This is a genomic window from Longimicrobium sp., assembly GCF_035474595.1.
Taxonomy (GTDB): domain Bacteria; phylum Gemmatimonadota; class Gemmatimonadetes; order Longimicrobiales; family Longimicrobiaceae; genus Longimicrobium.
Genome location: NZ_DATIND010000136.1, coordinates 1 through 21,380, shown reverse-complemented (window position 1 = coordinate 21,380; position 21,380 = coordinate 1). Strand labels below are relative to the sequence as shown.

Genomic DNA, 21,380 nt, shown 5'->3' with positions numbered 1-21,380 from the left:
CCGCTCAAGACTAGGGAGACGTCATCCTGAGGCCGGCCACAGTGCAAGCTGAATCTGCACAGGTATTTGCAGGCCGAAGGATCTATAGCCGGTGCCGCACGTTCGCTGAGGAAATGCACAGCCGATCCTCGAAATCGGTATTAGAACGGGTCGGGCATTACGCGGTACTCGTAGCCGCAGTCGCATCTCCGCGAGTATTGTGTGTCCCGGATACTTCTCCCTTTCCTCCGAACCAATCTCTCGAAGCCGCAGTGTCACTGCCCGACCTTCCACTGATCCCGCAAAGTCGAGAGTGTCCTCCAAGACGTGCAGTTCAGGGACAAAGAACTGCGCTCTAACAACAATTTGGTCCATCGCTCCGCTCCGCGAGAAAGAAGGCCCGCCGCATCACCGCCGGCCGGACCGGGCCGAGCGAGGCGAGGTCGTCGTCGGCCTCGACCTCGCGCCAGAAGGCATCCTCATCCTCGGCTGTGCCCATCACCACCCACGGCGCGCCGAACCGCGTCTCCGCGACCCACATGTCGACCTCGCCTCCGCCGGCCCCGTCCATCAGCTCGTCCCCCGCCGGATACGCCTGCAGCTCGCCCGCGAGACTCACCTCGTGGCCGGCACCGCAGATCCGCGCCAGCACCTCCGCCTCGTATAGCCGGATCAGCGCCTGCCGCTTTCGCTCGGCCACGCCGGCGGCGTGGTCGTACGCACCCGCGTTCGCGTTGCTGAACTCCGGCTGCCCCACGCGCACCAACAAGTCGTGCCGGCACCCCGCAGCGGCGTTCCGAAAGGCGTGGAGGGTGAAGATGGTGAGGGGACGCCCATCGAAATCGACGTAGGAGATGGTACTTGATGCAGGGCTAATCAGGCGATCATCGCCGATCGATGATCGCCTGATTTACGGCTTCGACGATCTGCTCGATGTGCTCACGGTCGGGGCTTTGAAGAGCTTGGCTTTCCCCGGACGCGCTTCCGATCTGCACGACATACGATTTCTGCGACATCACCACGGCGCCCACACCGGCGAATACCAGGCCGATGATGCCGACGGCCACAGTCTCGGCACTCGCCAGCGCGATGGCAAGCACACCTCCCACGGCCAGCAGCGCACACCCGCATCCGGATCCCGGTGAACTCTGAACCATCATGACCGAGGTGATGTTCGCCATCGCGTAGGTCTTGCCGTCGATTATTGCGCGGGTGCTCGTGACGGTGGTATCGCCCAGGGAGTAGTAGATCTTTTCGGAGACAACCGGTGCTTCCACCTTCGCCGCGGGTCCTCGCAGCGTGGGCGCCGATCCGCTCTCGTCCGCCAGATCACTCCCGCAGTAACGGCACTTGATTGCGGCATCCTGGATGTCTTCGGCGCAGAACGGGCAGGTTTTCATCGGTTCATGCTTCAGAGGAAATCGCGGCGAATGGATGTTGGATGGAACCAACCTGCACGATTCCCCGTTGTGTGCTTCGGAGGACCGGAGCCTCCGTGCGACTCACAAGCGGCAGCGGGTGCATAGCTCTCCTTGCCGCGCCCCCCGCCGGTCCTGAAATTGCGCAGCCTGCCGCGCGGCTCAGGCACGGACCCGAACGAACCACCCGATGTTCAACTCGCTCCGCAAGCTGCTTCGCCCCACGCTGCGCCAGCAGCTGGAGGACGGCGTCCGCGAGGCCCTGCGGCGCTACGCCGACCGGCGCACCGCCCCGGACCTGCGCGTGTACGTGTCCACCGACCTGGTCCCCGAGGGGATGAGCGCCGGGATATTCGCGCGCGACGAAGCCGACCATCTCCGCCGCTTCGCCGCGCAGTGGGCGCAGGACAACGGCATCGCCCGCGCGGGGATCCGCGTGGAGATCGTGCTGCTCGACACCAAGCGCGAGTTCGCCTTCGTGAAGCCGCTGGGGCTGGTCGAGGAGCCGCAGGCGCAGCCCGACCAGTTCTTCGCCCGCGCCGGCGGCGAGCGCGCGCTCGTCCCCGAGCCGCCCCGAGCGGCACCGGCGCCCGCGCCGTTCGCGCAGCCGCAGGCCCCGTTCGCCGCGCCGCAGCAGGGCGGCGGCGGACGCGGCGCGCTGCTCGAGGTCGTCAGCTCCGAGGTCTGGCGCGACCCCGTGCGCGTGGACGGCGAGCTCACCGTGGGCCGCAAGCCCGAGCCGGGGGTGTTCGCGCTGGGCGACCGCTACATGTCGGGGCGGCACGCGCGCTTCCGCTCCGGCGGCGGGCGGCTGTTCGTGACCGACCTGGATTCCAAGAACCGCACCTTCGTGAACGAGCAGCCCATCGCCCCCAACCAGGAGCTGGAGATGCGCCCCGGCGACACCGTCCGCATGGGCAACACCGTGCTCCGCCTGTCGCGGTTCGACTAGCCCGTGGTCGCCGACACCCTGCTCAACTACGCCCTGCGCGGCGTCTACATCCTGTTCGGAGTGGGCGCCGTGCTGGGGCTCGTCCGCTGGCTGGTGGGCGCCACCCGCGAGCGCCGCGAGCAGTGGGCGCAGCGCATCTCGCTGGGGATGGTGCTGCTGGCCATCGTCTACGCCGTGGGCCACGCGCGGCTGCTGTGGGACCGCGACGAGATCGAGGCCGGGCGCGCCCGCTACGCCCGCTTCGGCGACCCGCGGCTGGCCGAGACCAACCGCGCCGAGGTGCGCGGGTGGATCCTGGACTGCAACGGCAACGACGCCAACGCGCTGGCCCGCTACGCCGTGCGCGAGGGCGAGGTGAAGCGCGTGTACGCCCTGGGCGAGGCCGGCGCCAACCTGGTGGGCGGCGGCGACAGCGCCGAGGTGCGCGACTACACCGTGGAACGCCTGTACGGCCGCCAGCTCCGCGCGCCCATGTCGTTCGCCGAGCGCGGCGAGCTGCACCCGGGGGGGACCGACGTGCGGCTCACCCTCTGCGGCCCGGCCACGCTGCAGGCCCACCGCCTGCTCGAGGGCACGGGGCTGAACGGCACCGTCATCGTGCAGGACGTGCACAACGGCGCGCTGGTGGCCTACGCGGCCAGCGGCACGGCCAGCCAGGCGCCGTTCGGCATCCAGCGCTACGCCCCTCCCGGCTCGGTGTTCAAGCTCGCCCTGAGCGCCCTCTGGTGGGATTCGGGGCAGCGCGACGAGCGGATGCCCTGCCCCAGCGAGGTCAAGGTCTCGGACCGGCGCCCGGCCATCCACAACTTCGAGAGCCACGAGTACGCCAGCCTCGAGGCGCCGCGGGAGATGCTGGTGGTCTCCTGCAACACCGAGGCGATCATGATGTCGATGGAGCTGCGGCGCCGGCTGGGCCCCGAGGCGTACATCGACGGGCTGGAGCGGATGGGCTTCGCCGTGTACGACTCGGTGCCCCCGCGCCGGGCGCTGGACTTCTGGAACACCGGGAACCCGTCGTGGGCGCAGCGCATGTCGCCCCCGCCCAGCCGGGTGAAGCTCAGGCAGGGGCGCCGCTACGACGCCTTCGAGTGGGCGCAGACCGCCATCGGGCAGGGGCCGGTGGACGTGACGCCCATCGCCATCTCCCGCTTCATCTCGGCCATCGGCAACGGGGGGGTGATGCTGCCCGTGACGCTGGAGTACGACCGCCTGGCCGAGCTCCCCGAGGGGCGCCCGATCATGAAGCCGTCGACGGCCACGCGGCTGCAGCAGGCCATGCTGGAGGTGGTGCAGAAGGGGACCGGCGTGCGCGCCATCCCCATCCTGCAGGGAACGGGGTGGAACATGGGAGGGAAGACGGGAACGGCCGACGTGGCCCGCGGCCACATCCCCGACGGCTGGTTCGCGGGGCTGATGTTCGGCCCCGACGGGCAGCCGCGCTACAGCATCGTGGTCTACCTCCGCAACGGCGGGCAGGGCGGCCACTCCGCCGCCCCGGTCGCGGCGATGATGACGCGCTGGATGGCGCAGCAGACCGCGCTGCAGGCCCGCGCCAGGGCGCAGGGGCAGGGAACCGCGCCCGCCGCCCCCCAGCCGCAGCCCGGCCGCGTGCGGGCCACGGAGGAGTCGGACTCGATGCTCGCACCCACCGTCCCCGGCCGCGCCGGGCGCAGGGGAGGGCGGTGATGGCGCTCCGCGACCTCTTCCGCCGCCGCTCGCGCGGCTCGTCGGCCGCCGGGCCGCTGGGCGTGACGGTGCGCGTGAAGGCGCACAACGTTCCCGGCGCGGAGACCTCCGGCCGCGTCTTTCCCGCGCCCATCTGGTGGGGGCTGCTGCTGGCCGTGGTCTTCTACGCGCTGGCGCACGCATCCATCATCCTGGGCGTGTGGCCGGTGCACGGCACCAGCCCCGGCGCGGGCGGCATCCTGCTGCGCGACGCGCTGGCGCTGGTGGCGTGGGGGATCGTGATCCTGGTGCTGCGCAAGGCGCACTACCGCGGCGCGTGGGGGATCGTGGTCCTCCCGGTCATCATCTTCTGCCTTTCGCGCCCCGCGCAGTTCCAGGCCTTCACCGACCCCGCGTACCAGGCCCGCGGCGGCGCCCGGTCGCAGGCCAACGACCTGAAGGCCACGCGCTCGCGGCTGTCGACCATCGACCGCGTGTACTCCGCCGAGCGCAAGGAGCTGGTGTACCAGGGCACGCCGCCGCCGCTCCCCGACCCGTTCAAGACGGCGGTGGGCGAGGAGACGCGCGGCTTCTTCGCCAAATCGGCCACCTACTTCCCGGTCTTCATCGCCCCGCTCCTCGTCCTCGTGGGCTACCTGGTGATCGCGCGGCAGACGTGGCTGCTGCGGTGGATCCGCGACCGGAAGCTGCTGGTGTTCATCCCCGCCATGCTCGTCTTCTTCGGGCTGGCGATGGTGCCCAGCGCGCGGACCACGGGGAAGGTGGCGGGGACCACGCCGTGGGAATTGATCCTCCCCTTCCTGGTGGCGACGTGGGCGGCGGTGCTGGCGGACGATGCCTACAACCTGGCGCGCCCCGGCTCCGTCGTGTCGCCGAGAAGGCTGGGGAGCCTGGTGCTGTACGGGGCGCTGCCGATCGTGCCCTTCCTGATCATCCACGAGCTGGGGCTCAGCATCGTGCTGGCCACCAGCTTCGCGGCCATGCTGCTGGTGGGCACGCGGCGGGGGTGGTGGGCGGCGCTGCTGCTGGTGGTGTGGATGGCGCTGGTGATGCTGGTGTTCCGTACCGACGACCGCTCGCAGACCCGCGCGGCGCTGGCCTACCATCCCTACCGCGACCTGTCGGGGATGGCGCCCGCCGACCAGGAGAAGTGGGCGGGGAAGGTGCACCAGATCAAGCTCTTCGACGCCAACGTCCTCGCGGGCGAGTGGCTGGGCGACGGGCCGGGGCGCGGGCACGGCGAGACGGCGCCCAACGCGGCCGACGACGGCTTCTTCACCCTCATCGCCGCGCAGTGGGGATGGACGGGAGGGGTGGCGCTGGTGCTCGTGTACACCGTATTTCTCGTCGAGCTGCTGACCGCCGCGGTGCGCGAGCGGGGCGCGTACGAGCGGTGCATCGTCACGGGGTTGTCGATGCTGATCGCGGTGCCGTTCTGGCTGGCCGCGCTGGGCGACATGCGGGTGATCCCGCTCACCGGCGTGGCGGCGGCGTTCGCGGCGCACGGCGGGGCCAAGCTGCTGGCCAGCGCCTTCGGCGTGGGCATCATCGCGGGAATCAGCCACCGGAGGACGGAGGAGACGCGGATGGCCGAGGTGCTGGCGCCGCCCGAGGAACGGGTCGAGGCAGACGGGATCCGGGTGCGATGAGCGTGGAATCTCCCGGGCCGGTGCGCGCCTACGGGCTGGTGTTCGACGTGGCCGGGGCCAGCGCGCAGGGCCCGCGGCAGGAAAACCAGGACGCCTTCACGGTGACCAGGTTCCCGCAGCTGGGCCTGGTGGCCGTGGCCGACGGGATGGGCGGGCAGCGCGCGGGGCGCGTGGCGGCCGAGACGGCCATCGAGGCGGTGACCGGAGCCGGCCCCATCCGCTCGCTCGACGCGGCGCGCTACGCCATCCGCTCGGCCGACGACGCGGTGGCGCGGACGGCCGGCGGCGACCCCGCCAAGCTGGAGGGGATGGGCGCCGCGCTCACGGTGATGGCGCTCACGCAGGACCGCGCGGGCGGCGTGGGCTGGCTCGTCGCGAATGTCGGCGACGTGCGCGTCATCTCCCGCTCGCCCGACGGCGTGGTGCGGCTGGAGACGCGCGACCACACCCCCGCCTTCGCGCGCTGGGAGGCGGGCGAGATCGCGCTGGACGAGATCCCCGACAGCCCCGGCGCCAACCGCCTGCAGCGCGCGGTGGGCCACGGCGGCGAGGCCGACACGACGTGGATCCCCGTCCGCGCCGGGTGGACCTTTTTGGTGCACAGCGACGGCGTGACCAAGGCCATGCGCCTGGACGAGCTGGGCGCGGCGATGGCGATGTCCTCGTCGGCCGCCGCCTGCGAGGCCATCGAGCGCAAGGTCGAGGAGCGCGGGCCCGACGACAACTACACCGCCGTGGTGGTCCGCGTGCTGGCGGACGACGGCGCGGCCGCCCCGGGCGACGCCACCCTGCCCAGCCCCGGCCCCGCGCCCCAGGCGGCGCCGCCCTCGCGCCGCGCGGCGGAAGACACGCGCCTGGTGACCGAGACGCGGCGCGGACCCTTCAACCCACCGGACGACGTGAACTCGCGACGCTCGCCGCTCGGCGCCCTGGGCGCGGGGCTGGCCGTGCTGGCGCTTGCGCTGGGCGGATACGGCCTCTTCACCGGGATGCAGGCGCGCGATGACGCGACGGCCGCCCGCGCCGAGACCGCCGCGCTGCAGGCGCGCATCGACTCGCTGGCGCAGCGGGTGCCCCCCGACACCGCGGGGCGGCTTCCCGTGAGCGCCACCGACTCCGGCGCGAAGGCGGCCGCCGCGCCGCCCGCCGCCCCCGCGCCCGCTCCCCGCACCCCGAACGGCCGATGAGCGACCTCCTGCCGCGGACCCCCGAGAGCGCGGACGGCGAGCCGCTGCTGGACACGCTGCTGCGCGAGGCGGTGCCCGAGATCAAGCTGGCGCTGGGCGACCTGATGGACCGCGAGAACCAGCGCGCGATTCCCGACCGCTACGTGAAGATGCTGCCGGAGAGCACGCTGGTGGTCACGCTCCGCCCCGACGCGGCCGAGGCCATCCAGCCGGTGGCCGGCGAGCTGGAGCGCGAGCTGACGGACAGCTGCATGCGCCACGGCTCGCTGTACGACCGCGCGTACCGGGTCCGCCTGCGCGCCGCGCCCAACCCCGGCGCCCCGCTCTTCCGCGTCACCTCGCGCCGCGGCGACGAGCCGGAGCCGGAGCCCTTCCAGGTTCCGCGCCGCCAGCCCGAGCCTACGCCCGCCGCCGCCGAGCCGCTCGCCGCGCCGGCGATCCCCGCGGGCCCGTCCGCCGCAGCCGTCGCCTCCGCCGCGGCGGAGAACGCGACGGTGATCGCGCCGCGCCCGGCGCCCGCGGAGGCGACGGTGATCCACGCGGCCGCGGGGGATGGTGGACGGGGAACGGGGGAAGTGCGCGTCAGTGAGCCCGCGATCGATCCGGATGCGACGCGGCTGGACGGGATCGAGCCGCCGCACGTCGTCTCCGCGGTCGGCCCCGGCGACGGGGGATCGCCACGCTTCGACGCGGAGCGGTTCGCGCTGGTGGTGGAGAACGAGGAGGGCGAGGAGCAGGAGCGCTTCCCCATCCCCGGCGCGCTGACCACCGTGGGACGCGAGACCGACAACCCCGCGCTGCGCGGCGACGTGGCGATCACCAACGCGCCGCACGTGAGCCGCCGCCAGCTGGCGCTGGTCTGGGCGCCGCGCGGGGACCGCCTGGGCTTCACCGTGTACAACGTGGGGCTGAACCCGCTGCACGTGGGCGGCCGCGAGGTCCCCGGCGCCAACCGCGGCAAGGGCGAGCTGGACCTGGGCGAGCTGATGGCCGACCACACCGAGTGGGTGCCGCCCGGCACGGAGATGATCATCGGCGAGCACGGCCCCGTCCTCCGCATCGTCGACACCCGCGAGGGCGAGGCGGACGGCGAGGGCGGGGGAGATGCGCAGCCCGAGGTGGAGGTCGATCCCGACGCGACGCGGTTCGGGTGACGAACCAGGCGCGGTGCTCCTCGAAGCTCACCGATGCTGGATTGGGCCACGCGACGCGCATGAGTTCGAGAGTAGTGCTCCACGCCTGCGCGCCACGATCGAAATTACCCCCTCCCGTTATCGGGAGGGGGTACGCGGCCTGAGCCGCGGGGGGAGGGCCCCACGGGGGGGAAGGGCTCCACGGGCGCCGGACCAACGCACGGTGGGAGGGGTACGCGCGGGCCGAGCCGGATCTTCGTGGATGACACACCCACACCCGGCCGATGCCGTTCCGTCGGTCGCGGGACCGGATCGCCCGACGAGATTTCCTTGAAGCAAGACGAGACCAGAGGCCAATGGCGGGGATAGAATCGCTGCTCCGGGGGCGCGTGCTGGGCGAGCGCTACCGCGTGGAAGAGGTGATCGGGCGCGGCGGGATGGGGGCCGTGTACCGGGCCACCGACGAGCGGCTGGGCCGCCCCGTGGCCGTGAAGGTCATCACCGCCGTCACGGTCGACGCGGAGAGCCGCGAGCGGATGCGCGCCCGCTTCCGCCGCGAGGCCGCCGCCGCCGCCGGCCTGCCGCATCACCCCAACGTCGTTCCCGTGTACGACTACGGGACCGACCCCGACACCTCGCTGGACTACATCGTCATGGAGCTGCTGCGCGGCCGCGACCTGGCCACGCAGCTGCAGCGCTCCGGCCCGCCGCCCCTGGCGCTGGCGCTGCGCATCCTGGTGCAGGCCGCGCGCGGGCTGAACGTGGGCCACCGCAAGGGCCTCATCCACCGCGACGTGAAGCCGGGGAACATCTTCCTGGTGGAGGACGGCGACCCCGGCGAGGTGCAGGTGCGGGTGCTGGACTTCGGCATCGCCAAGGTGATCGACGAGGAAGACACGCAGACCGCGCTCACCCGCGACGGCCGCGCCCCGCTCTCGCCCGCCTACGCCAGCCCCGAGCAGCTGCGCGGCGACGACGCGCTGGCGCCCTCGGCCGACGTCTTCTCCCTCGGTGCGGTGGGCTACCAGCTGCTGACCGGGCAGAAGCCGTACACCGAGGCCGACCGCAACCGCATGTCGGTGGGGATGCCGGTGCCGGCGCCCTCCATCCGCTCGCGCAACCCCGCCATACCGGCCGAGGTGGAGACGGTCATCCTGCGCGCGCTGGAGCACGACCCCGCCGCGCGATTCCCCAACGCCGGCGCCTTCGCCGATGCGGTGGAGGCGGCGCTGCGGCGGCTGGAGGGCACCTCGGCCGCCAACGCCGTCCCCTCCGTCGCCGGGCCGATCGTCGCCAGCGACGAGGACGACGACCGCACCGCGCTGGCGGGGGACGAGGGGACGATGGTTGCCCCGCGTCCGGGAGCAGGCGCCGCCGGGGTCGCGGGCGCGGCGATGGCGGGCGCCGCGGCGGGGTCGCGCCCGCTTACCCCCGCGCCGATGGGCGTGCCGCCGCGCACCGGGCCCGCGATCCCGCCCCCGCGGCGGCGCGTGCAGCCCGAGCCGCGCACGGGAACGCCGCCCATCGTCTGGGTGCTGCTGGTGCTGGCGCTGGCCGCCGCGGGCGCGGCCATCTGGTACGCCATGTCCACGCGCGGCGCGGAGGACCGCAACGACCGGCCGCTCGCCGGATTGCCGGACAGCGCGCAGAAGGACACCACCCGCGACTCGCTGACCGTGGCCGACGCGCCGCGGGTGGACCAGCAGGGGCGCACGCTGCTGCAGCAGGGCCAGTTCGCGCAGGCGGCGGACCTCTTCCGGCAGGCGATGGAGCTGGACCCCGCCCGCGCCGACTACAAGGACCACCTGGCGTTCGCGCTGATCAAGCAGGGCCAGCCCGCCGAGGCCGCCACCCTGCTGGAAGACGCCATCCGCCTGGACCGCAACTACGACCTGGCGTACAGCCACCTGGGCGACGCGCGGCTGGCGCTGGGCGACACCATGGGCGCGGTGATCGCGTTCACGCGCTTCCGCGACATCACCGTGAACCAGCGCGACCGCGCCATCGCCGAGCAGAAGATCGCCGAGCTGACGGCGCCGCGCCCCGCGCCGGTCCCGGTCGACACCACGACGGCGCAGCCGGCCGACACCGCGGCCCCCGCTCCGGCGCCGCCCTCCGCGCCCGCGGACACCGTCCGCATCAGCCCGCCGCGCTGAGCGCCGCCCGTGCGTTGGGAGGTGGCGCTGAAGGGCGGCGGGCGCGCGGAGCTGGCCGCCTACGGCATCGCCGACGCGGAGCACCAGGTGGAGAAGGAGATCCTGGGGCTCTGCCCCGAGGCCCGCGTCGACGTCCTCGAGGTGGCCCGCACTGCCCCCGGGCCGCGCATCGTGGAGGAGTTCGCCGTGCGCTACCGCCTCCGCGCCACCGTTTCCATCGACGCGGAGACGGAAGCCGATGCCCGCCGCGCCGCCCGCCGCACGGTGAACGAGCGCCTCGCCGGGACCCGCTACGCGCGGATCGCCTGGGACGCGGAGTGATTCCGGATCAGCAAGAAAATTGGTTTCACGCAGAGGAGCGGAGAAACAGAGGATGCTCTCTCTGCTCCTCCGCTTCTCTGCGTGATCCCCCATCCTTTCCTGAATTGACTCACGATTCAGGTGGATCGATCCGGTATGGAGCCAGCGAGCCGATCGATCGCGCGGAGGCGCGGAGGACGCGGAGACGTCTTCCGCGCCTCTTTGTCTCCGCGTGAAACTTGCGTCCGTGCGCCCGGTACGACCTCCTTTGCGCCGTCCTGCGAATCTGTTTCCCGCCGTTTCAGGGTGAATCGGGGGACGTTGTTTCGCCTCACCCGTTATCTCGTCCCCAGCCCATCCGGATGCCGAACGCCGCGCCGGCCCGATCGCAGATGTCCCCGCCTCCCGCACCGCACCCGGACTCCCCGCCCGCGGAGACGAGCGGCTTCCGGTGGGAGGCGCGGCACGCGGTGGCCGGGTGGACGAAATCGCCCGGGCTGGCGCTCTCGGTGCTGCTGACGCTGGCGCTGGCGGTGGGCGCGGGGGCGCCGGTGCTCGGCGCGGTGCGGGCGGGGCGCGCGCGGACAGTGCCCTACCTGGACCCGCTGTTGCACGGAACGGAGCGCCTTCCCGGGTGGCTCACCGCGTGGACGCCGGGGGCGACGCTGGTCTCCCGGGTGCAGGACGCGGCCTTCCGCACGCTGCTTTCCATCGTCCTGGTGCTCACGCTCCTGCTGCTGGGAAGCGCGCTGGTGAACGTGCTCACCCTCCTGCTTTCGCGCGCCGCCGTGCGCCGGCCTGAGGTGGCGCTGCGGGCCGTGCTGGGCGCGTCACGGCGGCGGCTGGGCGCGCAGCTGCTGGGCGAGGCGTCGCTCCTGGTGCTGCCGGGGATCGTGCTGGGCGTGGCCGGCGCGGCGCTGGGGGCGTGGCTGCTGAACACGTCGTGGCCGGTGGACCGCGCGCCCTGGGCCCGGCCGCTGCTGCACGGCGGCATCCTGGGCGCGGTGGCGGTGGCGCTGGCGGGGGCGGCGCTGGGCGCGTGGATGTCGCCGGTGCGGCTGGCCTGGAAGGTGGACCTGCGCCGCCATCTGGACAGCGGCGGGCGCGCCACGGCCACGAAGGGCGAGGTGCTGCTCCGCAACGCGCTGGCGGTGATCCAGCTCGGCGCATCGCTGGTCCTGCTCTCGCTGGCCGGGGTGCTGTACCACAGCTTCACCCGTGCGCCCGACGGCCGGGCGCTGGGCTACGATCCCCGCGGGGCGCTGACGGCCCGCATCGACCTCCCCGTCGGGTACACGCCCCCGCGCCGCGCGCGCGCGTGGGACGAGTTGCTGTGGCGCGTGGGCGCCGTTCCCGGCGTGCGCGCCGCGGGCGCGGCCACGGCGGGCGCGTGGGTGGGGTTGGGGACCACGGACCAGGTGGTCTCGGTCTGCCCGGAGTGCTTCGAGGGCGGGTTCTCCAAGCCTGTGAGCACCGGCTTGGCCCGGATCCACGCGGTGAGCCCCGGCTTCTTCCGCGCGCTGGGGGTGCCCATCGTCCGCGGGCGCGAGTTCGGCCCCGGCGACCGGGCCGGAGCGCCGCGCGTGGTGGTGATCAACACCACCTTCGCCTACCGCCTGTTCCCGGCCGGCGAGCCGCTGGGCAAGCTGGTGCAGGTGGGTGGGCACGGGGTGGAGCTGTACCAGGCCTTCCGCTCCGGCGGGGTGTTCGCCGCCGGCCAGGGCGCGGCCGAGGCGCCGGACTCCGTCGGCGGCGACTGGTATCGCGTGGTGGGGATCGTGGGCGAGGTGCGCGGCGGCGGAATCGGCGTGGGCCCGGAGCCGGCGCCGGTGGCGTACGTGGCCGCGCCGCAGCGCCCGCCTTCCGCGGCGGGGCTCGTGGTCCGGGTGGACGGGGATCCGCGCGCGATCGCGCCGGCGGTGGAGCGGGCGGTCCGGGGCGCGGAGCCGCGCGCCGGCTGGGGAGAGGCCATGAGCATGGACGAGTACCTGGCCCGCTTCCGCGCGCCGCTGAAGTGGTTCGCGGAGCTCTTCGGCGTGCTGGCGGCGGTGGTGCTGGTCGTGGCCGCGTCGGGGCTGTACGGGGTGATGGTCTACAACGTGGAGCGGCGCACGCGCGAGATCGGCATCCGCATGGCGCTGGGGGCGCGGCCGCGGCAGGTGGTGCGGATGGTGGTGGGGCAGAGCCTGAAGCTGGCCTGCATCGGGGCCGGGGCGGGGCTCATCGCGGTCGGCAGCCTGGCGCGGCTGCTCCAGGAGATGCTGTTCGGGGTGGACCTGTGGGACCCCGCGCTGTACGGCGGGCTGGCCGCGGTCCTGGCCGCCGTGGCCGTGGCCGCGAGCGTCCGCCCCGCGCGCCGCGCGGCGTCGCTGGACCCCGGCGTGGCGCTGCGGAGCGAGTAGCGGCCCGTCCACCGGAACGGGCGGGGAGCGGCGGTTCCCCTCAGCCGCCGGCGACGGCGGGCACCACCACCAGCTCGTCGCCGCCGCGGACCGGCGCGGCCAGCCCGCCGCGCTCACGGACGTCGTCGTCGTTCAGGAAGAAGCGGACATGCGAGTACGGCCGGCCGGCGGGGTCGCGCAGCCGCTGCCCCAGCGCCGGGTAGCGCTCCGACACGTCAGCGATCACCTCGCCCACGGTGCCGCCGCTGGCCTCCAGCGAGGGCGTTCCCACCAGCACGGCGAGCGACTGCGGCAGCTGCAGCATGACAGGCATGGGGCTCTTCTCCTGGCCGGGATGGTCTTCGCTTTCGCTCGTCCTGCGGTCCGCGTGGAGAGCGTCGGTTTACGGATGGGGGAGGAAGAGAAGATAACCACGCCGCGCCGCCGCCTCCACCCATCTCCCTTCGTCTCCGCCCCCTCCCCGGGTGGAACACGCGCCGGACCCGCGGGGTTCCGGCATGCATCCCGCGGCCCCGATGGACCGGAGGCGTCCGGACCCGGCGCCGCGGAAATCTCCCCCCAGCCCAGCGCTGCATGACGACCTACCGGCTTCCCTCCAGCCTTCGCGCGGTGCCGCCCGAGACCACGCTGGCGCACGCCCGCGAGGCCGCCGTGCGGCTGGGAATCTCGCGCGTGACCGACATCACCCGGCTCGATTCGGTCGGCATCCCCGTGTTCGCCGGCGTCCGGCCGGGCGCGGTGGAGGGGTCGCTGTGCGTGAACGCGGGGAAGGGGGTGCGCGCGATCGACGCCCGGGTGGGCGCGTACATGGAGGCCATCGAGTTCGCCCTGGCCGAGCCCGGCGCCTCGGACGCCGAGGTAGTGATGGCCACCCCGCGCGACGTGCTGGACGGCCACCGCCGCTCCGACGCGGTGCTGGACTTCTGTCCCATCGCCAACCGCGGGTTCGATCTTTCGGCGCCGCTGGCGTGCACCCTCGCGCGCGAGCTGGTGGGGGGCGGAACCACCCTGGTTCCCGCCGAGCTGGTCTTCCTTCCCTACGTGCACCGCCCCGGCACCGGCAACTTCGGGTCGCACTCCAACGGGCTGGCGTCGGGGAACACCGAGGCCGAGGCGCTGCTGCACGGGCTGCTCGAGGTGGTGGAGCGCGACGTCCGCTCCTTCGCCGCGCTGGGGGGCGGGTCGATGATCATTCCGGACGATACGCTCCCGGACCTGGCGCGCGAGCAGCTGGAGAAGGTGCGCGCCGCGGGGCTGGGGATCTCGGTGCGCGTCCTTCCCAACGAGTTCGGCGTCCCCTGCTTCGAGGCGGTGACGTGGGACCCGTACGCGCGCACGCCGCTGTACCTGAACGGGGGATACGGCTGCCACCTGCACCGCGAGATCGCGCTGCTGCGCGCGGTGACCGAGGCGGTGCAGAGCCGGCTGAGCTGGATCCACGGCGGGCGCGACGACCTGCTGGCCCCCTCGCTGCAGGTGGCCGAGCAGCGCACCGCGCTGGCGCGGCAGGCGTCCGAGCAGTTCCGCGCGCACCAGTCGCAGGGCGAGCGGATGGACTACGACGCCGTTCCCGAGCTCGCGGGCGACGCGAGCTCGGTGGACGAGGCGCTGGCCGCCGCGATGGAGCGCCTGCTGGAGCGGGGCGTGCGCCACGTCTGCCTGGTGAATCTCAGCCGCCCCGGCGAGCCGCTGCAGGTGGTGCGCGTCATCGTCCCCCGGCTGGAGTACCTGGACCGTGAGTCGCACCGCGTGGGCCCGCGGCTGCAGGCCTTCATCCGCCAGCGCCGGACCGCGGCGGCCACACCCCCGGCCTGAGATCCGCATCTCCCGGTGCATTTCGTCCCGGTCGCCGGCGGGGAGCGCGCCGCGTACACAGAGCACCTTTTCTGCACCAATTTGTCCAATCACCCGTTTCCATCCGGGATCTCTGGAAGACTGGGGACGCACAGCCGCCGACGCATCGCTCTCCATCACCCCCCGCCGTCCCTCCATCTCCCGATTGCCGTAATTCCCTGCCGCCGCCCAATCTCCCGGAATGTCTCACCGCGGAACCGGGGGGAGATGGCGGGGTTTGCCGGAGATGGAGCGTTTTCCGGAGAAGCCTGTCGCCCTGCGTGGGATGCGCCCGGTGTGCACTCGCTTGGGGCCGCTGGATGTGCGGTTGGGGGTTGACCCTTCCCGTGCGGCTCCGTTAGCGTTGCTCCACCGGCCCGTTCTCCCGCTCCTCGTCGTCCGCGCTCCGCGCGCGCAACCGGCACCCCCACGCGCTGCCGCATGATCCGTCTGGGCTCCAGCCTCCGCGCCGTCGCTCCCGAAGCGACGCTCGTGCACGCCCGCGCCATGGCGGAGCGGCTGGGCGTCTCGCGCGTGACCGACGCCACCCGGCTGGACCGCATCGGCATCCCGGTGTTCACCAGCGTGCGCCCCGGCGCCGCGCCGGGAACGCTGTGCGTGAACTCGGGCAAAGGGGTGCGGCCGGTGGACGCGCAGGTGGGCGCGTACATGGAGGCCATCGAGTTCGCGCTGGCCGAGCCGGGAGCGTCGGAGGTGCGGCCGGAGCTGGCCACCGCCCGCGACGTGCTGGACGGCCACCGCCGCCCCTCGGCCATCCTGGACTTCTGCCCCAGGCTGCAGCAGGGCTTCGACCTGGACGCCCCGCTGGCGGTGGTCGAGACGCACGACCTGGTCACCGATGCGCCCGCGCGCGTTCCCGCCGAGCTGGTGCTGCTTCCCTACGTGGCCCCGCTGGTGGACGCGCCGGGAACGGGGAGCTTCGGCTCGCACTCCAACGGCCTGGCCTCGGGGAACAGCGTGGCCGAGGCCACCCTGCACGGGCTGCTGGAGGTGATCGAGCGCGATGTGCGCTCGTTCCAGGCCATCCGCGACACCTCGCGCCGCGTGCGCACCGAGTCGCTGCCGCCGCCCGCGCGGGAGCAGGTGCGGCGGGTGGAGGCCGCGGGGCTGGAGATCTGCGTCCGCTGGCAGCCCGACGGCTTCGGCACGCCCTGCTTCGAGGCGCTGATATGGGACCGCTTCGCCCGCGGCTCGCTGGCCATCAACGGCGGCTACGGCTGCCACCTCTTCGCCGAGATCGCCCTGCTGCGCGCCATCTCCGAGGCCGCCCAGAGCCGCATGAGCTGGATCCACGGCGGCCGCGACGACCTGGTGGAGCTGGACGAGCAGCTGGCCGCGGTGCCCATGAAGGAGCGCGTCCGCGGCGCCGCCGCCGAGTTCGCCCGCTACGCCGGCGGCGCGGAGGTGGACTACGCCGAGGCCGAGACCCGGCCTCCGCCCGTCGCCTCGATCGACCAGGCGCTGGACCACACCCTTGAGCGGGTGCTGGCGGCGGGGCTCCGCCACGTCTGCCGCGTGGCCTTCACCCCCCCGGACGAACCGCTGCAGGTGGTGCGCGTGGTGGTTCCGGGGATGGAGTACTTCGACCGTTCCTCGCGCCGAGTGGGACCGCGACTGCATGAGCACATCCGCAACCGGCTCGCCGCCGCCTAGCGTTCTTTTCGCCGGGCCCACCTGCGCCCCGCTGGACCCGGCGCTCCCCGCGCGGGCCGGCTTCGAGCTGCGCCCGCCGGCCCGCCGCGGCGACGTGGCCGCGCTCCTGGGCGGGGCGCCGGGAACGGTGGTGCTGGTGGACGGCAACTTCCACCAGAGCCTGGCCGTGGGCCACGCCGAGCTGCGCGCCGCGCTGGAGGGCGGGTGGCGCGTGTGGGGCGTGGGCTCGATGGGGGCCATCCGCGCCTGGGAGATGCGCCACCTGGGGATGCGCGGCTTCGGGCGCGTGTACGAGCACTTCCTGGGCGAGGACGACTTCCAGGACGACGAGGTGGCGCTGCTGCACGCCCCCGACCCGCCGTACCTGCCGGTCAGCGAGCCGCTGGTGCACATCCGCTGGTTCCTGCGCGGCCTGGAGGAATCCGGCGCGCTGGACGGCGCGGCCGCCGGGCGGGTGGCCACGGAGCTGAAGGCGCTGTGGTACGGAGACCGGACGCTGGAGCTCACCCTTGCGCTGGTCGAGCGCCACGGCGGCCCCGCGGCCGGCGGCGAGGCGCGCCGGCGGATGGACGACTTCGACCCTTGGCGGGTGAAGACGCGCGACCTGGCGGACTTCCTGGAGCGCGGCGCCTGGCGCGACGACGGGTACCGGCCCACCCCGCGCCCCGCGCCGTACGGCCCCGGCGACACCGGCGAGCGTCTCCCCGCCTGAGCCATGCACAGTCACCCGCCGGTGCCCCGCGCGCGGCGGAGAGTTCACCTGAACGGAAGAGGCGCCCCATGCATTCCATCCAGTTCCTGCGCGGCTCCGCGTCCGCCGGCGGCGGCGGCGAGGAGCACCCCATCGTCCAGCTGACGGAGGAGGAGCTACGCGTGGTGATCGGCGGCACCGACGCCGCGCTGGCGTCGAGCACCATGACGGGCTCGTACAACCAGCCCACCGGCACCTTCTGCTGCGACGGCACCAAGGTCTGCTGCTGCGGCGACAACGGATAGCACCGGGGCCCGGCGCGCGCCCCCGTTCCGCGGGGGATGCGGCCGCGGGACACGGATGGCAGGGGAAAGGTCACCGGCGGAGACGCACCATCGCTCGGAAACCGGACCGCGGCCGGCGCCACGCACCCGAATGTCTCCGCCCCCACGGGCGGGCGCCGCCGGCGGGCCAGAGAAGGAGGGGAGATGAACGACCACATCCAGTTCCTGCGGGGGGCGTCGCCGGGAGGCGGCGGCGAGGAGCATCCCATCATCCAGCTGTCGGAGGAGGAGCTCCGCGTGGCCATCGGCGGCACCGACGCCGCGCTGGCGTCGAGCACCATGACGGGCTCGTACAACCAGCCCACCGGCGCCTTCTGCTGCGACGGCACCAAGGTCTGCTGCTGCGTGGCCCCCACGTAACAGCCCCACCCGCCCGCGGCCCGGCCTCCGGGCCGCGGGCACACGGCACCGCCCTGCAGGGAGAAGGAAACGTGGACGACGTACTGGCTCCGGTCCTGGAAACGCTGTCGGCGCGCGGGCTGACCCTCCACGAGCGCATCGCCACGGCCGCCGCCGATGGCTCGCCGGCCGACGAGGCGACCGCCGCGCTGCTCGACGGGTGGCGCGGGCGGCTGGCCAAGGTGGAGCTGTGGGAAGAGCGGCTGGCCACGCTGGGGATCTCCGAGGCCGAGTTCTACGCCCGCGCCGCCGCCCCCGCGGCCGACCCCGCCCCCGCCGCCGTGCGCCGGGCCGCCGAGACGGTGCGCGAGCTGCTGGGGCTGGGCGCCGGCGGCCCGCTGGAGCAGACGCGCCGTTACGACGACGGCCTTCCCCCTCTTCCGCCCGCCATCGAGCGCTACGTGGAGGGGCGCGTGGAGGCGGCGGTTCGCTCCGTCCGCCCGCTGACCCCCGCGCGCTACGCCGATCTGCGCGCGGTGGTGACGCAGGAGGTGAACTTCATCCTGGCCGAGCTGCACGACTTTCTCCTTCCCACCCTGGTCACCGAGCTGCGCGTGGCCGCGGAGCGGGGGATCCTGGACGGCGAGACGCCGGAGGCGCGCTTCGCCTCGTTCTGCCGCGGCTGCGTGCGCTCGCGCGAGTGGCTGGCCGAGTACCTGGCCGCGTACCCCATGGCCGCCCGCCACCTGCACGAGCTGGTGGCCAGCCGCGCCGACGCCTTCCGCGAGCTGCTGCAGCGCTGGGAAGACGACCACGCCGACCTGGCGGCCCGCGGCTTCCTGGGCGCCGACCCCGCCGCGGCGCTGGAAAGCCTGTCGCCCGCGCGCGGCGACCGGCACCGGGGCGGGCGCACCGTGCGCATCGTGCGGCTGGCGGGGGGCGGGCGCGTGGTGTACAAGCCGCGCCCCGTGGCCGCCGACGTGGCCTTCCAGGAGCTGCTCGCGTGGCTGAACGCGCGCGGCTTCGAGCCGGCCATGTACGTGATGCCCATCCTGGCGCGCGAGCACCACGGCTGGTTCCCTTTCGTGGCCGAGGAAGACTGCGCGGGGCTCCAGGCGGTGGCGCGCTTCTACCGGCGCCACGGCGCGCACGTGGCGCTGCTGTACCTGCTGGGGGGATACGACTTCTTCTCCGAGAACGTCCGCGCCCGCGGCGAGTACCCGGTGCTGGTGGACTTGGAGTGCGTGCACGCGCCGCTGATGCCGGCACACAACGGCCGCATCTTCGAGTCTGCCGCGCGGCGCTACCTGGAAGAGTCGGTGCTCCGCGCCGGGGTGCTTCCCTCGTGGAACTGGGTGTACTTCGGACGAGACGGGGTGAACCTGTCGCCGCTCACCGAGACCGCCGGGCAGCCGGCGCCGATCGACGCGCTGGAGTGGACCGGGCGCGGCTCCGACCGGCTGGGACAGGCCCGCGGCAAGCGCCTGGTGCAGGGCGACAACGCCAACCTCCCCACCGTGGGCGGCGTGCCCATGCCGGTGAACGACTTCCTGGACGACCTGTTCGCCGGCTTCCGGCAGGCCTACGCGGTGGTCGGCCGCCACCGCGCCGAGCTGCTTGCCGAAGGCGGCCCGCTGCGGGCGTTCGCGCGCGCCGAGTGCCGGCTGGTGCTGCGCAACACGCTGGACTACACCGTGCTTCTCCAGGAGCTACGCCACCCGCGCTACCTGAGCGACGCGCTGCGCCACAGCGAGTGCCTGGACCGGCTCTGGCTGTCGCGCTGCCCCCGCTATTCGCCCGAGGTGATCGGCTCCGAGATCGCGCAGCTCTGGCGCGGCGACGTGCCGCTGTTCACGGTGAGCGGGGCGGGGCGCGACCTGCACGACGACCAAGGCGCGCTGGTGCAGCGCGGCTACGTGGCCGAGTCGGCGCTGGACGGCGCGCTCCGGCGGCTGGAGCGCTGGGGCCCGGAGGACTGCGAGCGCCAGGCCGAGATCATTTCCTGCGCCTTCGCCATCACCGGCAAGCCGCACGTCTCCGAGCGCACCCCCTTCACCCGCTCCCTCGCCGGGCGCGAAGAGGACGGTGATCCCTCGACGCTCGATGCGCCGCGGCTGGTGGCCGAGGCGTGCGGCATCGCCGACCAGATCCTGTCGCTGGCCATCGAGGACGAGAAGACGCTCACCTGGATCGGGCTGGGGATGAACCGCGCCGGGCAGTGGGACCAGACCTCGCTCGACGCCGGGCTATACGACGGCGGGCCGGGGATCGCGCTCCTCTTCCTGATGCTGGAGCAGCTCACCGGGAACGCGCGCTACGGCGGCGCCAGCGCCAAGATCCTGCGCTACTCCTGCTTCGAGGCCGCGCGCCAGGTGCTGGACAACCGCGCGCGCCTGGACGACTGGGTGATGTACTCGCCGTCCAGCTTTGTCTTCCCCTTCGCCTCGCTGTACCTGGGGCTGCAGGCGCAGCGCTTCGGCACGGTGGAGGGCGCCGACCTGCTCCTGGACGCGTCGCTGGCCTGGGGAGAGGCGGGGCTGGGAAAGCGCCCGCGCTTCGACTTCCTGAACGGCGCTGCGGGGGTGGTGCGGCAGCTGGTGGTGGCGTGGCGGGTCACCGGCGAGCCGCGCGCGCTGGCGCTGGCGCGCGCCTACGGCGACCTGCTGCTGCGCCATGCGGTTCCGGCCGGCCCGGGGATCGGGTGGGCAGCCGACCCGTACCCGGTGCCGCTGGGCGGCTTCTCGCACGGCGCCTCGGGGATCGCCTGGGTGCTGGCGGACCTGGCCGCGGCCAGCGGCGACGAGCGCTACGCCGACGCCGCGCGGCGGGCGCTGCTCTTTGACCGCACCCTGTTCTCGGGCGACCGCGAGGAGTGGTACGACCTGCGCAACGTGCCGGGCGAGCCGGGCACGGCGGCGCAGTGGTGCCACGGCGTGTCGGGGATCGGCCTGGCGCGCGCCCTCACCTGGAAGCACCTGGCCGACCCCGCCCTGGTGCGCGACGCCGCCCGCGCGGTGGACCTGACCCTGGCCGCCGAGGACAGCAGCGACTGCCTGTGCCACGGCACGCTGGGGAACCTGGACTGCTGCGCCGTGGCCGCCGAGGTGACGGGAAATGCGGAGTGGGCGGAGCGCGTACGGCGCAGGGCGTCGGCGGTGTGGAACGACGCGCACGCCCGTGGCCACTGGCAGACCGGCGTCCCCGGGCGCAACCTGGGGGTCTGCGGCATGTTCATGGGCACGGCGGGGATCGGCTACGGGCTGCTGCGCCTGGCGCGCCCCGACCTGGTTCCCTCCGTCCTCTACCTCGAGGAGCCGAAGCCCGTCCCGGCGGGGAAGTGATCTCCATCTTCCCGCCGTCCTGAAGCGGAACGGGCTCACGCGGAAGGCCGCGGAGGACGCAGAGAACTCATCGCGACGGTGTTCCCATCGAAAGGGCCTCCCCCGGCGAACCGGAGGAGGCCCTTGCTGTCCCATCGGCCGAAGCGACCGGCGGGGTCATACCGTATCTGGAGATTACCTGTGCATTTCCGCTCAAGACTAGGGAGACGTCATCCTGAGGCCGGCCACAGTGCAAGCTGAATCTGCACAGGTATTTGCAGGCCGAAGGATCTATAGCCGGTGCCGCACGTTCGCTG

At 73.4% G+C, this 21,380-nt stretch carries 17 protein-coding genes; 14 read left to right on the top strand and 3 right to left on the bottom strand.

Features of this window, described 5'->3' with window-relative positions; all coding sequences use genetic code 11:
• Positions 1–334 precede the first annotated feature (334 nt).
• Both VLK66_RS23320 and VLK66_RS23315 read right to left on the bottom strand, forming a co-directional pair.
• Entirely contained in the window at positions 335–742 is a 408-nt protein-coding gene (locus tag VLK66_RS23320; RefSeq protein ID WP_325311897.1) for a hypothetical protein, read from the bottom strand.
• 121 nt (positions 743–863) lie between these two features.
• Positions 864–1,379, bottom strand: coding sequence for a DUF6232 family protein (locus VLK66_RS23315; RefSeq protein WP_325311896.1), 516 nt, complete (start codon positions 1,377–1,379; stop codon positions 864–866).
• Between the two features lie 208 nt (positions 1,380–1,587).
• Here VLK66_RS23315 and VLK66_RS23310 point away from each other — a divergent pair, with 208 nt between their 5' ends.
• The 8 genes from VLK66_RS23310 to VLK66_RS23275 all read left to right on the top strand — a co-directional run bounded on the left by VLK66_RS23310 (position 1,588) and on the right by VLK66_RS23275 (position 12,862).
• The gene (locus tag VLK66_RS23310) at positions 1,588–2,349 is read left to right on the top strand and encodes an FHA domain-containing protein (protein ID WP_325311895.1); all 762 of its coding nucleotides are present in this window, start codon (positions 1,588–1,590) and stop codon (positions 2,347–2,349) included.
• A gap of 3 nt (positions 2,350–2,352) precedes the next feature.
• Complete coding sequence (locus tag VLK66_RS23305; protein WP_325311894.1) at positions 2,353–4,035, top strand: penicillin-binding transpeptidase domain-containing protein; 1,683 nt, start codon at positions 2,353–2,355, stop codon at positions 4,033–4,035.
• On the top strand, positions 4,035–5,684 hold the full coding sequence (locus VLK66_RS23300) for an FtsW/RodA/SpoVE family cell cycle protein (RefSeq protein WP_325311893.1): 1,650 nt from the start codon (positions 4,035–4,037) through the stop codon (positions 5,682–5,684). Before VLK66_RS23305 ends, VLK66_RS23300 begins: the two co-directional genes overlap by 1 nt.
• Positions 5,681–6,871, top strand: coding sequence for a PP2C family protein-serine/threonine phosphatase (locus VLK66_RS23295; RefSeq protein WP_325311892.1), 1,191 nt, complete (start codon positions 5,681–5,683; stop codon positions 6,869–6,871). The genes VLK66_RS23300 and VLK66_RS23295 overlap by 4 nt, the downstream gene beginning before the upstream one ends.
• A complete protein-coding gene (locus VLK66_RS23290; protein ID WP_325311891.1) occupies positions 6,868–8,025 on the top strand; it encodes a hypothetical protein in 1,158 nt (385 codons plus the stop codon). The genes VLK66_RS23295 and VLK66_RS23290 overlap by 4 nt, the downstream gene beginning before the upstream one ends.
• A 335-nt stretch (positions 8,026–8,360) precedes the next feature.
• The gene (locus tag VLK66_RS23285) at positions 8,361–10,160 is read left to right on the top strand and encodes a protein kinase domain-containing protein (protein ID WP_325311890.1); all 1,800 of its coding nucleotides are present in this window, start codon (positions 8,361–8,363) and stop codon (positions 10,158–10,160) included.
• Positions 10,161–10,181: 21 nt separating this feature from the next.
• Positions 10,182–10,481 carry a hypothetical protein gene (locus VLK66_RS23280; RefSeq protein ID WP_325311889.1) on the top strand — a complete coding sequence of 100 codons (300 nt, stop codon included), beginning with the start codon at positions 10,182–10,184 and terminating at the stop codon, positions 10,479–10,481.
• Between the two features lie 371 nt (positions 10,482–10,852).
• Entirely contained in the window at positions 10,853–12,862 is a 2,010-nt protein-coding gene (locus VLK66_RS23275; protein WP_325311888.1) for an FtsX-like permease family protein, read from the top strand.
• Positions 12,863–12,902: 40 nt separating this feature from the next.
• On the opposite strand, the gene VLK66_RS23270 is transcribed toward VLK66_RS23275, so the two are convergent.
• Positions 12,903–13,175 (bottom strand): MoaD/ThiS family protein, encoded by a 273-nt coding sequence (locus tag VLK66_RS23270; protein ID WP_325311887.1) that lies wholly within the window; start codon positions 13,173–13,175, stop codon positions 12,903–12,905.
• A 260-nt stretch (positions 13,176–13,435) separates the two neighbouring features.
• Here VLK66_RS23270 and VLK66_RS23265 point away from each other — a divergent pair, with 260 nt between their 5' ends.
• From VLK66_RS23265 to VLK66_RS23240, 6 genes are all read left to right on the top strand, one after another.
• On the top strand, positions 13,436–14,677 hold the full coding sequence (locus VLK66_RS23265; RefSeq protein WP_325311886.1) for a YcaO-like family protein: 1,242 nt from the start codon (positions 13,436–13,438) through the stop codon (positions 14,675–14,677).
• Positions 14,678–15,136: 459 nt separating this feature from the next.
• On the top strand, positions 15,137–16,369 hold the full coding sequence (locus VLK66_RS23260) for a YcaO-like family protein (protein ID WP_325311885.1): 1,233 nt from the start codon (positions 15,137–15,139) through the stop codon (positions 16,367–16,369).
• Positions 16,335–17,081, top strand: a complete 747-nt coding sequence (locus VLK66_RS23255; protein ID WP_325311884.1) for a TfuA-like protein — start codon at positions 16,335–16,337, stop codon at positions 17,079–17,081. The genes VLK66_RS23260 and VLK66_RS23255 overlap by 35 nt, the downstream gene beginning before the upstream one ends.
• A 68-nt stretch (positions 17,082–17,149) precedes the next feature.
• A complete protein-coding gene (locus VLK66_RS23250) occupies positions 17,150–17,365 on the top strand; it encodes a hypothetical protein (protein WP_325311883.1) in 216 nt (71 codons plus the stop codon).
• A 183-nt stretch (positions 17,366–17,548) separates the two neighbouring features.
• Positions 17,549–17,764, top strand: a complete 216-nt coding sequence (locus VLK66_RS23245) for a hypothetical protein (protein ID WP_325311882.1) — start codon at positions 17,549–17,551, stop codon at positions 17,762–17,764.
• 71 nt (positions 17,765–17,835) lie between these two features.
• Complete coding sequence (locus VLK66_RS23240; protein ID WP_325311881.1) at positions 17,836–21,084, top strand: type 2 lanthipeptide synthetase LanM family protein; 3,249 nt, start codon at positions 17,836–17,838, stop codon at positions 21,082–21,084.
• Positions 21,085–21,380: the final 296 nt, after the last annotated feature.